Origin of the sequence: Marinobacter maritimus (genome assembly GCF_007671675.1) — a bacterium.
Lineage (GTDB): Bacteria > Pseudomonadota > Gammaproteobacteria > Pseudomonadales > Oleiphilaceae > Marinobacter > Marinobacter maritimus.
In genome coordinates this window covers 1-13007 of sequence record NZ_VCGW01000002.1, presented here as the reverse complement: position 1 = coordinate 13007, position 13007 = coordinate 1, and the positions used below count along the sequence as shown (strand labels likewise).

General features: G+C 55.4%; 13 protein-coding genes and 1 pseudogene. 11 read left to right on the top strand and 3 right to left on the bottom strand.

The window, feature by feature from the left end; translation table 11 throughout:
* Nucleotides 1-20 precede the first annotated feature (20 nt).
* A complete protein-coding gene (locus tag FFI90_RS07160) occupies nucleotides 21-671 on the bottom strand; it encodes a hypothetical protein (protein WP_144777272.1) in 651 nt (216 codons plus the stop codon).
* A 188-nt stretch (nucleotides 672-859) separates the two neighbouring features.
* Nucleotides 860-2188 carry an MATE family efflux transporter gene (locus FFI90_RS07155; protein ID WP_144777271.1) on the bottom strand — a complete coding sequence of 443 codons (1329 nt, stop codon included), beginning with the start codon at nucleotides 2186-2188 and terminating at the stop codon, nucleotides 860-862.
* Between the two features lie 205 nt (nucleotides 2189-2393).
* Between FFI90_RS07155 and coxB the strand changes: the two genes are divergently transcribed.
* Genes coxB through FFI90_RS07135 form a run of 4 tightly spaced genes read left to right on the top strand, consistent with a single transcriptional unit; the run spans nucleotide 2394 to nucleotide 6665 of the window.
* Entirely contained in the window at nucleotides 2394-3518 is a 1125-nt protein-coding gene (gene coxB, locus FFI90_RS07150; RefSeq protein ID WP_144777270.1) for a cytochrome c oxidase subunit II, read from the top strand.
* 57 nt (nucleotides 3519-3575) lie between these two features.
* Complete coding sequence (gene ctaD / locus FFI90_RS07145; protein WP_144777269.1) at nucleotides 3576-5159, top strand: cytochrome c oxidase subunit I; 1584 nt, start codon at nucleotides 3576-3578, stop codon at nucleotides 5157-5159.
* An 11-nt stretch (nucleotides 5160-5170) separates the two neighbouring features.
* The gene (locus FFI90_RS07140; RefSeq protein ID WP_281288098.1) at nucleotides 5171-5761 is read left to right on the top strand and encodes a cytochrome c oxidase assembly protein; all 591 of its coding nucleotides are present in this window, start codon (nucleotides 5171-5173) and stop codon (nucleotides 5759-5761) included.
* 16 nt (nucleotides 5762-5777) lie between these two features.
* Entirely contained in the window at nucleotides 5778-6665 is an 888-nt protein-coding gene (locus tag FFI90_RS07135; protein WP_144777267.1) for a cytochrome c oxidase subunit 3, read from the top strand.
* Nucleotides 6666-6683: 18 nt separating this feature from the next.
* Here the strand turns inward: FFI90_RS07135 and FFI90_RS07130 are convergent, their stop codons facing one another.
* The gene (locus FFI90_RS07130) at nucleotides 6684-6887 is read right to left on the bottom strand and encodes a twin transmembrane helix small protein (protein WP_144777266.1); all 204 of its coding nucleotides are present in this window, start codon (nucleotides 6885-6887) and stop codon (nucleotides 6684-6686) included.
* A 104-nt stretch (nucleotides 6888-6991) separates the two neighbouring features.
* Between FFI90_RS07130 and FFI90_RS07125 the strand changes: the two genes are divergently transcribed.
* From FFI90_RS07125 to FFI90_RS07095, 7 genes and pseudogenes are all read left to right on the top strand, one after another.
* Nucleotides 6992-7678 (top strand): SURF1 family protein, encoded by a 687-nt coding sequence (locus FFI90_RS07125; protein ID WP_246123423.1) that lies wholly within the window; start codon nucleotides 6992-6994, stop codon nucleotides 7676-7678.
* Nucleotides 7659-8309, top strand: a complete 651-nt coding sequence (locus FFI90_RS07120) for a hypothetical protein (RefSeq protein ID WP_425463090.1) — start codon at nucleotides 7659-7661, stop codon at nucleotides 8307-8309. Before FFI90_RS07125 ends, FFI90_RS07120 begins: the two co-directional genes overlap by 20 nt.
* 64 nt (nucleotides 8310-8373) lie before the next feature.
* On the top strand, nucleotides 8374-9468 hold the full coding sequence (locus FFI90_RS07115) for a COX15/CtaA family protein (RefSeq protein WP_144778260.1): 1095 nt from the start codon (nucleotides 8374-8376) through the stop codon (nucleotides 9466-9468).
* Nucleotides 9465-10385, top strand: coding sequence for a heme o synthase (gene cyoE, locus FFI90_RS07110; protein WP_144777264.1), 921 nt, complete (start codon nucleotides 9465-9467; stop codon nucleotides 10383-10385). The genes FFI90_RS07115 and cyoE overlap by 4 nt, the downstream gene beginning before the upstream one ends.
* Before the next feature lie 141 nt (nucleotides 10386-10526).
* Complete coding sequence (locus FFI90_RS07105) at nucleotides 10527-11192, top strand: SCO family protein (RefSeq protein ID WP_144778259.1); 666 nt, start codon at nucleotides 10527-10529, stop codon at nucleotides 11190-11192.
* 97 nt (nucleotides 11193-11289) lie between these two features.
* On the top strand, nucleotides 11290-12504 hold the full coding sequence (locus tag FFI90_RS07100) for a YbfB/YjiJ family MFS transporter (RefSeq protein WP_144777263.1): 1215 nt from the start codon (nucleotides 11290-11292) through the stop codon (nucleotides 12502-12504).
* Between the two features lie 7 nt (nucleotides 12505-12511).
* Nucleotides 12512-12886: pseudogene (locus FFI90_RS07095) on the top strand (ATP-dependent helicase HrpB); the annotation flags it as partial.
* Nucleotides 12887-13007 lie beyond the last annotated feature (121 nt).

The window sequence follows — 13007 nt, the reverse complement described above, 5'->3', positions numbered from 1 at the left end:
CCGCCCAAGGCAGGATCAAATCAGGGCAGACCAGAGCCCAGAGAAAAGCGGATGTGATTCCGGGTCAGAAGGTGTTCCCAATACTCCCGCATCCAATTCCAGGCATCATTATTTACCTGTTCAACGAAGGGGTCGAGATTCAACTCGTAATAGTCCGGTGTACCTGCAATCTGCAGCACAGTCATGGTTATCGAATCGTCCAGTTCGTTTGCAAAGGGTTCGCCAATAAGTTCATGAACCAGCAGATTAGCACGGGTTGCTTCTATATCGACAAGCCCCCCGGTTCTTATGGAGTGATTATTCTCGTGCATTTCTTCCATCAGGCGATGGCAAAGGTAGGCACGAATCAGCAGGCCATCCAGGCCAACGTAGCGTATCAGCAGAGCTGAAGGCTGGGTGAAGTAACCGGTTGCGGCTTTAACGAACGGGTCGAACAGCTGCGCTGTACCTGCCTCACGTGCACAGGCACCCACGCACTCGATGAGCCTGGGTGCCATTTCAATGTACTCGATTGCGAACTGGAACAGGCAGTTGGCAGGCTGGAAACCCTCAATCGTGACAGCAGCAGGCAATGCGGCTGCTTTCTCATGCAGCTGCCGCAGAAATGTTCCCGAGCGAGCCTCCTTGCGCCGCGCGTGGTCAATGATCTCTAGGACTGCCTGTGGAGTCATTTGAGGACATGCCGGTGTTTGAACAAGTTGAGGTCGCAAGGCGCCTCCTGTACGGGCAATGGGTAAACGGGCACTCACGCGGTGGCTGGTTACTGCCACAAGGCGCCCGTCTTTTCTGACAAGTGTAGACGAGATTTGGCGAGCCGCGATTTCCAGACTGTCAGATATTGTTAACAATTGGCCATGGGTTAACGGGTGCTGAACCACCTGTCGTTGCGCGTGTGGGACCAGCACAGCCAACCCATGCTTGCCGCTCGGGCGAGCATGAGACAGATGAGAGAAAACCAGAGTCCGTGGTTGCCCCAGCCTGTAGTTAGCCACCACACGGGCGCGAAAACGCCCAGCGCTGAAAACAGCATGGTGTTCTGCATATCCCGGGTGCGTGTAGCGCCAATGAATATACCGTCGAACAGAAAGCCCCAAACAGAAGCGAAAGGCAGCAACCATAGCCAGGGCAAATACTGCCAGGCGGTGGTGCGGACCTCTTCAATGCCAGTCAGCAGCGCTATCAGGCCGCGGCCACCCAAAACGAACACAATGGTCAGCAACAACGAACCCCAGAGAGACCAGCGCAGCGCACATCGAAACACTACAAAGAAGCGTCGCTTACTGTTGCGCCCGACGGATTCTCCAATCAGGGCTTCGGCGGCATTGGCAAAGCCGTCCAGAGCATTTGAAATCAACAGCAGAAAAGTGATCAGCACGGCATTGGCTGCGAGTATGGTGTCGCCCTGGCGAGCCCCCTGAGCGGTAAAAAATGCCAGCACCAGAAGCAGGGCGATGGTGCGAACCATGATATAGCGGTTTACCTGAAGAATGGCCAGGTAGTCGGCAAGTTGTCCGAATAACTCCCGCGTAAGTCTTTGGCCATCGGGCATACGGCGTAGCACAATGGCAAAGCCGATGATCGCCGCACCGTACTCGGCAATCACCGTGGCGATGGCAACGCCACGGCTGTTCCAGCCCAGCACTGTGACGAACAGCACATCCAGAACAATATTCAGCCCATTGGCCACAATGAGCATGACCATAGGGCCGCGAGGAAACTGGGTGCCAATAAGCCAGCCCACAAGCGTGTACTGGCAAAGCACCGCCGGAGCGCTCCAGATTCTTATGGCGGCGTACTCGGCGGCAAGTTCGGTAACGCCCGCGCTTGGGTTCATGAGCGCAAGCCCCGTTCGTATCAAGGGCTGATGGCAAAGGATCAGAAGCAGGCCAATCCCCACTGCAAGCATCACCGAGCGCAACAGCAGGGCAACCTGGCCGAAACTGTCGCGCTTGCCCCAGGCCTGAGCAGCGAGCCCCGTCGTGCCCATGCGCATAAAGCCGAATGTCCAATACAGGATGCTGAACAGATTAGCGCCAACAGCGACCGCGCCGAGGTATTCCGGGCTTTCGAGATGGCCAAGCACGGCAGTATCCACAAGCCCCAGCAAGGGCACAGTGAGATTGGTGAGCATCAATGGCCATGCCAAAGCCCATAAGCGCCGGTCTGTAGTCGACAGCCTGGAGGTCATATTCTATTTGGTTCCTAATTTTTTCTGCTTAGCACTTTTGGGTTTAGTCAATATTTTCGTATTTTTTTGATCTGTGTCTATACTCTACCCGAGATATCCATAAGCAGGCTTTCACTCTGAGTGGCCCGATGAATGCGAGAGCATCGGTAAGCGCCAGAGGGATAATGCAAAATCCGACAAGAATAACACTCTGTGGAGACACAGCATGCGCGTGCACGCTCAGCGGGCAGGTGCCCTTTTAGGTGGTCTGTCGTTCCCCGCCCTTTCCCTGGCGGACTGGACGGTAAACATGACACCAGGGGTGACCGGCACCAGTAATGATATATTTGACCTTCACATGACCATCTTCTGGATCTGCGTCGCCATCGGCGTCGTGGTATTCGGGATCATGTTCTGGTCTATCTTCGCCCATCGCAAGTCTCAGGGCGCAAAACCTGCAAACTTTCATGAGAATACTCTGGTTGAAGTTCTTTGGACGCTCATACCACTGGTTATTCTTGTCATTATGGCAATTCCTGCCACCGCAACCTTGATCGATATGTACGACACAACCGAGTCAGACATAGACATCAAGGTAACTGGCTATCAGTGGAAGTGGCAGTACGAATACATCAACGAGGATTTCGGCTACTTCTCAAATCTTACGACACCCGCGGACCAGATCAGTAACCGTCAGACCAAGGGCGAAAACTATCTGTTGGAAGTGGATAACCCGATGGTGATTCCGGTGGGCAAGAAAGTTCGCTTCCTGCTGACCGCAAACGACGTTATCCATTCCTGGTGGGTGCCAGATTTTGGCGTAAAGAAGGACGCCATTCCCGGTTTTATCAATGAAGCCTGGACCCGCGTTGACAAGCCAGGCACCTATCGAGGCCAGTGCACCGAGTTGTGTGGCAAGAACCATGGCTTTATGCCAGTGGTGGTAAAGGCCGTGCCGGAAGAGGAGTACAACACCTGGGTTGCCGAGCAGAAAGCCAACGCGGAGAAGGAGCGTGAGCTGACCCAAAAAGACTGGACTATGGAAGAGTTGATGGAGCGAGGTGAAAAAGCTTACGCGACCGCTTGCGCCGCCTGTCACCAGGCGGATGGCAGTGGCGCTCCACCGGCATTCCCGGCACTTAAAGGCAGCGCCATTGCCGTGGGAGATATAACCGCACACATCGATATTGTGGTGAACGGTAAACCCGGTACGGCGATGCAGGCCTTCGGCGGCCAGCTGAACGAAGCGGATCTTGCGGCCATCATTACCTACGAGCGCAACGCCTGGGGTAATAAGGTGGGTGACATGGTTACGCCGAAAGAAATCTTCGATTACAAGAACGAACAGTAATCAACGCCAGATAACAGATATCACCAGCCACAATAATTGGCGGTAACGGGGGTTTTAATGAGTGCGGTTGCAGATACCCACGCCCAGGATCATCATCACGGCCCTGCAAGCGGCATTAGCCGCTGGCTGCTGACGACTAACCATAAAGATATCGGGACCATGTACCTGATATTCAGTTTCACCATGTTCCTTTTGGGTGGAACCATGGCAATGGTTATCCGGGCAGAACTTTTCCAGCCGGGGCTACAGATTGTCCAGCCGGAATTTTTTAACCAGATGACTACCATGCACGGCCTGATCATGGTCTTCGGTGCGGTTATGCCCGCGTTCGTCGGGTTGGCAAACTGGATGATACCGCTGATGATCGGTGCGCCGGACATGGCCCTGCCACGGATGAACAACTGGAGTTTCTGGTTGTTGCCATGTGCCTTCCTGATACTGGTTTCGACCTTGTTCATGGAAGGTGGTGCGCCAAACTTTGGCTGGACCTTCTATGCGCCGCTTTCCACCACCTACGGGCCGCCTAGTACGACCTTCTTTATCTTTGCCATTCACATCATGGGTGTGTCCTCGATCATGGGCGCCATCAACGTGATTGCAACGGTACTGAATATGCGTGCGCCGGGGATGACCCTGATGAAAATGCCCATGTTTGTTTGGACCTGGCTGATCACTGCGTTCCTGCTTATCGCGGTAATGCCAGTGTTGGCAGGCGTGGTAACCATGATGCTGATGGACATCAACTTTGGCACCAGCTTTTTCAATGCGGCTGGCGGTGGTGACCCGGTTCTGTTCCAGCACGTGTTCTGGTTCTTCGGGCATCCCGAGGTGTACATTATGATCTTGCCGGCGTTTGGCGCCATATCGCACATAATTCCGGCATTTTCCCGTAAGCAGCTGTTTGGCTACGCTTCGATGGTATATGCGGTGGGTGCGATTGCACTGCTTTCCTTCCTGGTATGGGCGCACCACATGTTCACGGTAGGCGTACCCGTCGCCGGGCAGCTGTTCTTCATGTATGCGACCTTGCTGATCGCCGTACCAACAGGTGTGAAGGTGTTCAACTGGGTGGCTACCATGTTCCGGGGCTCGCTCACGTTTGAGACGCCTATGCTCTTCGCCGTCGCCTTTGTGATTCTGTTCACTATTGGCGGTTTCTCCGGCCTGATGCTGGCGATAGCCCCGGCGGACTTCCAGTACCATGACACCTACTTTGTGGTTGCTCACTTCCATTACGTATTAGTGCCCGGTGCCATATTCGGTATCTTTGCCTCAGCGTACTTCTGGCTGCCCAAGTGGACCGGCCGCATGTATGACGAAACTCTTGCCAAAACGCATTTCTGGCTGTCGTTTATCGGGATGAACCTGGCCTTCTTCCCGATGCACTTCCTGGGCCTTGCAGGGATGCCGCGCCGGATTCCGGACTATGCGTTGCAGTTTGCCGATTTCAATATGGTGTCGAGCGTCGGCGCATTCATGTTCGGTTCAACCCAGTTATTGTTCCTTCTGATCGTTGTGAAATGTGTGAAAAGTGGTGAAAAAGCGCCCGCCAAGGCTTGGGAAGGTGCGGAAGGACTTGAATGGACAATACCGTCACCAGCGCCTTACCACACGTTCTCCACTCCGCCGGAAATCAAGTAGGAGTTGGCGGCGTGGCTGAACAACCGACGAACAAGGTGACCCACCCGCGCAGCAATGCGCGGGTTATAGGCTGGTGTCTCGCCAGTGTGGTTGGCATGTTCGCCTTCGGTTTTGCAATGGTGCCTTTGTACGACGTTTTCTGTGACATTACGGGCATCAATGGCAAGACCAGTGGCAGATACGAATCCACAGAGCGCACGACAGCAGACATGACTCGCACTATCAAAGTGCAGTTCCTGGCGCAGAACGGGCCGGATATGCCCTGGATTTTTCGCCCGGTGGCACGCAGTGTCGAAGTTCACCCTGGTGAGGCAATTACTGTAAATTTTTACGCTGAGAACCCGACAGACCGCAACATGGTGGGGCAGGCGGTTCCCAGCCTGTCGCCATCGGAAGGAACTCTGTATTTCCATAAAACAGAGTGTTTCTGCTTCAACCAGCAGCCACTGGCAGCCGGCGAGAGTACAGAAATGCCTCTGGTTTTTATTGTGGATCGGGATTTGCCGAGCCACATCACGAAATTAACGCTGTCCTATACGCTGTATGACCAGGGCGAAACACAGGCTGCTGCGTTGAAAACAAAAACAACCGATAACGGATAAGCCATCGGAGATTGCTATGGCGGACAATCAGACCTATTACGTTCCCGAACAAAGCAAGTGGCCCATTGTTGCGACGGTGGGTATGGGGGTAATGCTCTTCGGGGCGGCCTCGATTATGGTCAGCAGCAACCAGGGCCAAAGTACGAGCGGCGACTGGATGATATTCGCCGTCGGCTTGCTGATCATGATTTACATGCTGTTTGGATGGTTTGGTAGCGTTATAAAAGAGAGCCGTAGCGGGCTCTATAGCGCGCAGATGGATCGTTCTTTCCGTTGGGGCATGAGCTGGTTCATCTTCTCGGAAGTCATGTTTTTTGCGGCGTTTTTCGGCGCGCTCTTTTACGCCCGCGTGTTTGCTGTGCCCTGGCTTGGGGGTGAAGGCGACCGGGGTAGTTCGAATATGCTCTGGGAGGGTTTTCAGGCAACCTGGCCGTTGATCAACAACCCGGATCCTGAAGCCTTCCCTGCACCGAAGTCCGTGATTGGTGCCTGGGGTTTGCCACTGATAAACACCATTCTTCTTGTGACGTCGTCCTTTACTGTGACGGTTGCTCATCACGCCCTTAAAGAGGATAACCGGAAGAAGCTGAAAATCTGGCTGGTGGCAACAATATTGTTAGCGCTGGTCTTCCTGTTTCTGCAGGCCGAAGAGTATATGCACGCATACCAGGAGCTGAATCTGACGCTTCAGTCCGGTATCTACGGCAGCACCTTCTTCATGCTCACAGGTTTTCATGGTTTTCACGTGATGCTGGGCACCTTGATGCTGATCATCATGCTGATCCGTATTCACAAGGGTCATTTCACTTCAGACAACCACTTCGGGTTTGAAGCAACTGCCTGGTACTGGCATTTCGTGGATGTGGTCTGGTTGGGCCTGTTTGTGTTCGTGTATGTCATTTGATGCAACAGTAGTTTACGGTCAGGGAGTCGGGTGCAATGTCAGGCTCCCTTGCCACAACGAAAGCAGAATAACGGCCAGCAAAAGCACGCTCAGGGTTACACGAACTGCGAGGGAGTTCACTACCCGGTTGGTTTTACCGCCATCTCTGATGAGAAAGAACAGCCCACTGAACAGGCTGACGATGACGGCGAGCATAAGAAAAATGATAACGGCTTTAAGCATAAAAAACTCTCTGGTTTTTGTTCCTGTTGCTGGCAGACTCACTATAGCAGACCATGACTGAGGCAAAGAAAAGCTCTCGGCGATGGCATGCAAACTGGCGGTTGATGATTTTTACGGGCGCCTTTTTACCGCTATTGGTGAGCCTCGGTATCTGGCAGCTAAATCGGGCGGAAGAAAAGCAGATTATGCTTGATCAGTGGCAGCAAGAGGCACAAGGTCTCAACTGGCCCGATCTGGTGGCCAGCGGGCTCGAAAATGGCAGGCCGATTACGGTGACGGGGCTCTACGGTAAGCGCAGCTGGCTGCTGGATAACCGCACCCGTGATGGCATCGCAGGTTACGAAGTTTTGACCATTTTCTACCCGCTTCAGGGTCCGCCGGTTCTGATTAACAGAGGTTGGGTTGCGGCGCCGAGAACCAGAAATCAACTGCCGGATGTCACTCCCCCTGACGGTATTTACAGTGTGACGGGTCGCCTAAATCAGTACCCGGAACCGCCGGTTCTGTCAGGCAGAACGGTGCAACAGGAAGGCTGGCCCCGTAGGGTGCAGATGCTTCCCTGGTCGGTTGCGAGAGCAGAGATTGCGAAGCTGCCGGATGCTATTATCCGGCTTCAGGATCGCGATCAGCCAGGTGCTTACCGGGCGGACTGGGAGCCGGATCTTATGGGGCCGCAAACCCATTACGGATATGCGACGCAATGGTTTGCGCTTGCCTTGGCGCTGACTATATTGAGTGTATTAGCGAGTTATCGAAAGACAGGATCCAATAATGACGATGATAATGGCTAGCCGGATACCAGAGCAGGATGAGACCGACGGCCCTACGCCCGAACAGGCTCGCAGAGGCCGGCGTACTGCGCTTTTGCTGTTCGCTCTTGGCTTTGGGCCAATGATTCTGGCGACAGTAATGTTCTATACCGGCTGGCTCAACCCGGCTGGCCACACCAATCAGGGCATGTTGATCAGCCCTCCAACGCCCGTGGCGGATCTGAGCCTTGAAACCCTCTCGGGCGAACCTCTGGCCAAGCGGTTCAGCGCGGCCCAGACAGATCCCCAATGGTTGCTGGTGGTCGCGGCTGGCGAATGCGACAGTCGTTGTGAAGAGCTGCTCTACCTGGCCCGGCAAGCGAACATCGCTCTGGGCAAAAATGCCAATCGAGTATCAAGAGCCGCTGTGCTGGGCGGTATTTCCGGCGATCTGGCAGCGCGCTGGCCAACGGAATATCGTTTAATGGAGCGCTTGGTGCCGGCGGCGGGGACAACCCCAGCCTGGCCTGCGGGCATAAACCCGGAAAAAGAGCCGCGCATCATGCTAATCGATCCATTCGGCAACGTGATGATGCACTATGGCCCGGAAAATTCTGGCAAGGATATGCTCAAAGATTTGAAGCATCTGCTCAAACTGTCACAGGTCGGCTGAGGGCCGGCCCGGAGGAGTCATTTTGAGCTATTCATCCGTCGACCGCGCGCCAAAAGCCCGAGCCATGGCGAACTGGGCAACATTTTCGGTGCTTCTCGCCGTTGTGGTGATTATGTTGGGTGCATGGACCCGCTTGGTGGATGCTGGCCTTGGCTGCCCCGACTGGCCAGGCTGTTACGGCTTCATAACAGTGCCCCAGAGTGATTCGCATATCGCCATTGCCAATGCCCGGTTCCCGGATACACCGGTGGACGTGGCCAAAGGCTGGCCGGAGATGATTCACCGTTACGCTGCCGGAGCGCTCGGGCTCGTGGTATTCGGTCTTGCCGCGACCGCCATTCGCCAGCGCCGCAGCGGCGTGCCCTTCAAGCTGCCCTTGTTCATTGCGGCTTTTATACTGCTGCAAGGCGCCTTCGGTATGTGGACGGTCACCCTGAAGCTCTGGCCGCAGGTTGTTGCCCTGCACCTTCTCGGGGGGTTCACTACACTGAGTCTGCTTACGTTGCTGGTGCTTCGTTTGCGTAAGTTCTCAGCCGGCCAGACAGCTCCATCAACAGCAGCACCCAGCGAACCAAACAAAGCTGAAAAATCTACTTCCATCCTCGCGGGGTTCCGCCCCTGGCTCTTCGGCGGCTTGCTACTGATCGTTATGCAGATAGCCTTGGGCGCCTGGACTGCAGCAAACTATGCGGCAGTCGCCTGTACTGAGCTGCCAACCTGTCAGGGCCAGTGGTGGCCAGACGGCATGGATTTTCAGCACGGTTTCGATATTACCCAGCATGTTGGCCCCAACTACCTGGGCGGGCAGCTCACAGCGGATGGCCGGGTTGCGATACACGTAACCCACAGAGTTGGCGCCCTGGTGGTTCTGGGGTATTTTGCAGTTCTGTTGATATTGATCAGGCGTCGGGATCACAATCGGAAGCTGCAAGGCCCGATGGGGCTGGTTGCCGCAGCACTGGTGGCCCAGATTACCCTTGGGCTTGCCAATGTTATGTTCTACATTCCCCTGCCGATCGCAGTTGCTCACAACGCCATGGGCGCTGGGCTGCTGCTGTCGGTGATTTACCTGATCTGGCGGCACTATCAACTGCCCCTGGAGGCACAGGTTGAAACAGCAATACATACAACAATAATGCATCAGGAGATTACGGCATGAGTGAGCAAGTGGACGTACTGCCGGTCCAAAGCGTTACCAGCCAACCCGCACGGACTATTTCATGGCGGGATTATCTGGAAATGACCAAACCCAACGTTGTGGCTTTGATGATCCTGACATCAGTCATCGGCATGCTATTGGCGACCCCGGGCGTTCCGGGCTGGAGTGTCCTGATCTACGGCAATCTGGGCATTGCCCTGCTTGCCGGTGCTGCTGCAGTGGTCAACCACGTAGTTGACCAGAAAATCGATACAGTCATGGCCCGCACCCGCAAACGCCCTGTGGCGACCGGCAAGATATCCCCGGTAGAAGCGATCGTGTTCGCAGCTTTGCTGGCCAGTGTCGGCATGGTGGTGTTGATGTGGCAGGTGAACCACCTGACCGCTTGGCTCACCCTGGCATCTCTGGTTGGCTATGCCGGTGTCTATACCCTGTTCCTGAAGCGGGCAACGCCCCAGAACATCACTATTGGAGGCCTTGCCGGCGCAATGCCACCCCTGTTGGGCTGGACGGCGGTAACTGGCCAGGTAGAAGGCCATGCACTGTTGCTGGTTCTGATCATCTTCGCCTGGACTCCGCCGCACTTCTGGGCTTTGGCTATTCACCGCAAAGAAGAGTATGCGAAGGCAGGCATCCCCATGCTGCCCGTCACCCACGGCAACAAATACACCGAACTGCACATTCTGCTTTATACGTTGATGTTGCTGGCGGTCAGCCTGCTACCTTTTGTCACAGGCATGTCCGGCTGGATTTACCTGGCGGGTGCCCTTGCCCTCGGCTTGCGCTTCCTTCACTACGCGATACGTCTGCTAAAAGGCGATGATCGCCGGGTTGCACTCAACACCTTCAAATACTCCATCACTTACCTGATGGCCCTGTTTGTGGTACTCCTTGTAGACCATTTTGTGTTTTTCTGACTTGGTGCAGACGCGCCAGCAGGAGGGGTGCCTTTTCCTCTGGGAAAAACAACTTGCTGCGCTCAGACATTTTTTCCCAGAGGAAAAGGCACCCCTCCTACTGTCGCTGCGTTACTGTAGAGTCGGCTAATTGGAGTAATGATGAATCGTTCAGTTCAGGTGACGTTATTCGCACTGTTTTTGCTCGTGGTGCTGATTTTTGGCCTCGTTGTAGGACGTCAGGTTTTTCTGGTGGACGGGGGGGAGCCCACCCCGGCTCCGGATCTTGCCGAGATGAACACTTACGTTTATGACCAGCCGCGGCCCCTGGCAGAATTCACACTCACCAATGAAAACGGAGAAACCGTAACCCGGGACAGCCTCCGGGGCCAGTGGACGTTTGCGTTCGTGGGTTACACTAACTGCCCCGATATCTGCCCGGCGGCCATGGCTAACCTGCGTCGTACCGACAAGTTGTTATCAAATGAGCTACCACAGCCGGACTACCTTCTCGTCAGCGCGGACCCGGAGCACGATACACCGCAGCAGCTGAAAGCCTATACCGGTTTCTTTGGTGAAAACTTTCACGGATTGACCGGAGATCTGGAAACACTGCGGGCGCTCGCCACCAGTCTGAGTGCGGTGTTTGTGCATCGCCAGGTGGACGGCGAACTGTTGGTTGACCACAGCGGGCATTTTGCCTTGATAAACCCGGATGGCCAGTTGGCGGCACTGATTCAGCCGCCCCATAATCCGGAACATCTGGCAGAGGCATTTGAGCGCATTTATCAGTGGGCCAAAGCCAATCGCGAAAACGCCCGCTCCTGAGTCGGTTCAGGATGTGGTACCGCCAAGGTCAAGCTGACATGGCTGCGGGACTCGCATAGACTGCCCGGCTGAAAATACACTCGCCGGGACCTATTGCATGTATCAACAGAGCACCACAACACCGAAAGAGCTTTTTGGCGTTCTGGCCGCTGGCGCCGTCATGCTTATGGTGGTGCATGGGCTCGGTCGCTTTATCTATACCCCGCTACTGCCCTATCTGGTGGACGACGGCCAATTCACCGCGCCCGAGGGAGCGGCGGTCGCCACCTGGAATTACTTTGGTTATCTGGTGGGTGCCATGCTGGCGATTCGCTGGCATCGGGTCAGCCATATCCGCGTTCTTCTGCCCGCCTTTCTGGTGGTGCACGTCATAACTACACTTTTCATCACCCAGATAGACAACCTGACTGCCATTTCGGCCAGCCGTTGGCTGAACGGTGTCGCCAACGGCGTTATTTTCGTGCAAGCGCCGGCGTTGATTCTCGAGTGGCTGGTGCTGCGCAATCGGGCAAGCATGAGCGGGCTTGTATACGTCGGCGTGGGTCTGGGTTTGCTGGTTTCCAGTGGATTGGTTACCGGCAGTGCTGATTGGCTGGAGGGAGCCGCGCGCTGGTGGCCTGCGGCCCTGATATCCATTCCTTTGGCCGTATGGGGCGCCTACCGGCTGACCCGGCTGGAGCTGCAGGACCATGAGCCCGGCGGTGGCGGCAAAGCCGCAACCACAACTCCGCTCATTGACCGTGCCAGCATTCCCCTGTTTCTGTCATACGCTGGCGCTGGTTTGGGCTACATCCTTCCCATGACCTTCCTGCCTTTGTTGGCAAAACTGGAACTGGAAGCTGACCACTGGCTGCTCAACGGAACCTGGCTGATCGTTGCCCTGTGTACCATCCCGGCTGCCTGGCTGTGGAACAAGCTCGGTACGAAAATGGGCGATATCCCGGCATTGAAGCTGAATTTCCTGATTCAGCTGGCGGGTGTACTGGCTGCCGTAGTTTTGCCCGGAGCTATAGGCCTGGTACTGTGCGCCGCTCTGGTCGGGAGCACTTTCCTTGGAACTGTTTTGCTCACCCAGCGCATTGGCCGTGCCCTGCAGCCACACCAAGGCCCGCGGTTGTCTGCCGCCATGGTCGCGCTTTATGGCTTCACGCAGATGGTTGGCCCATGGCTGACCAAACAGTGGCTGGATGCCGGTGGCACCCTGATGTCCGCCTTTGGAATCGGTGTAGCAGCATTGGCTTTCGGCCTGATATTCGTCTTCTTCGTGCCCCGCCCCGAAGTCTGGCATGCGCGGACTCTCCGCTTTGACTGACAAGACAGTGCTCCCCATAGACCACATTCTGCCTGAGCTGGAACGAACGCTGGAGCAGGCCACAACAGCCCTTCTCCAGGCACCTCCAGGCGCTGGCAAGACCACGCGGGTGCCCATGGCGCTGCTGGATGCACCTTGGCTGCAAGGCCGTAAAATTCTGATGCTCGAACCAAGGCGGCTGGCGGCTCGTTCGGCGGCGAGATTTATGGCGTCACAACTCGGTGAGAAACCCGGGCAGACTGTCGGCTACCGTACGCGGCTGGATACCAAGGTGTCTGCCACGACACGCATAGAAGTTGTTACCGAAGGTATTCTTACCCGGCTGATCCAGAGCGATCCAATGCTGGAGGGCTACGCCGCCGTGCTCTTTGATGAATTTCACGTTTTACTGATTTACCATAAATTCTGACTATCTTGTCAAAAACGTCCCACTCGTGCTCACGGCGTAGTCGGTATATTCCCGCTAGAATTTCAGATGACCTGAACGTTCAACTGATGGTCCG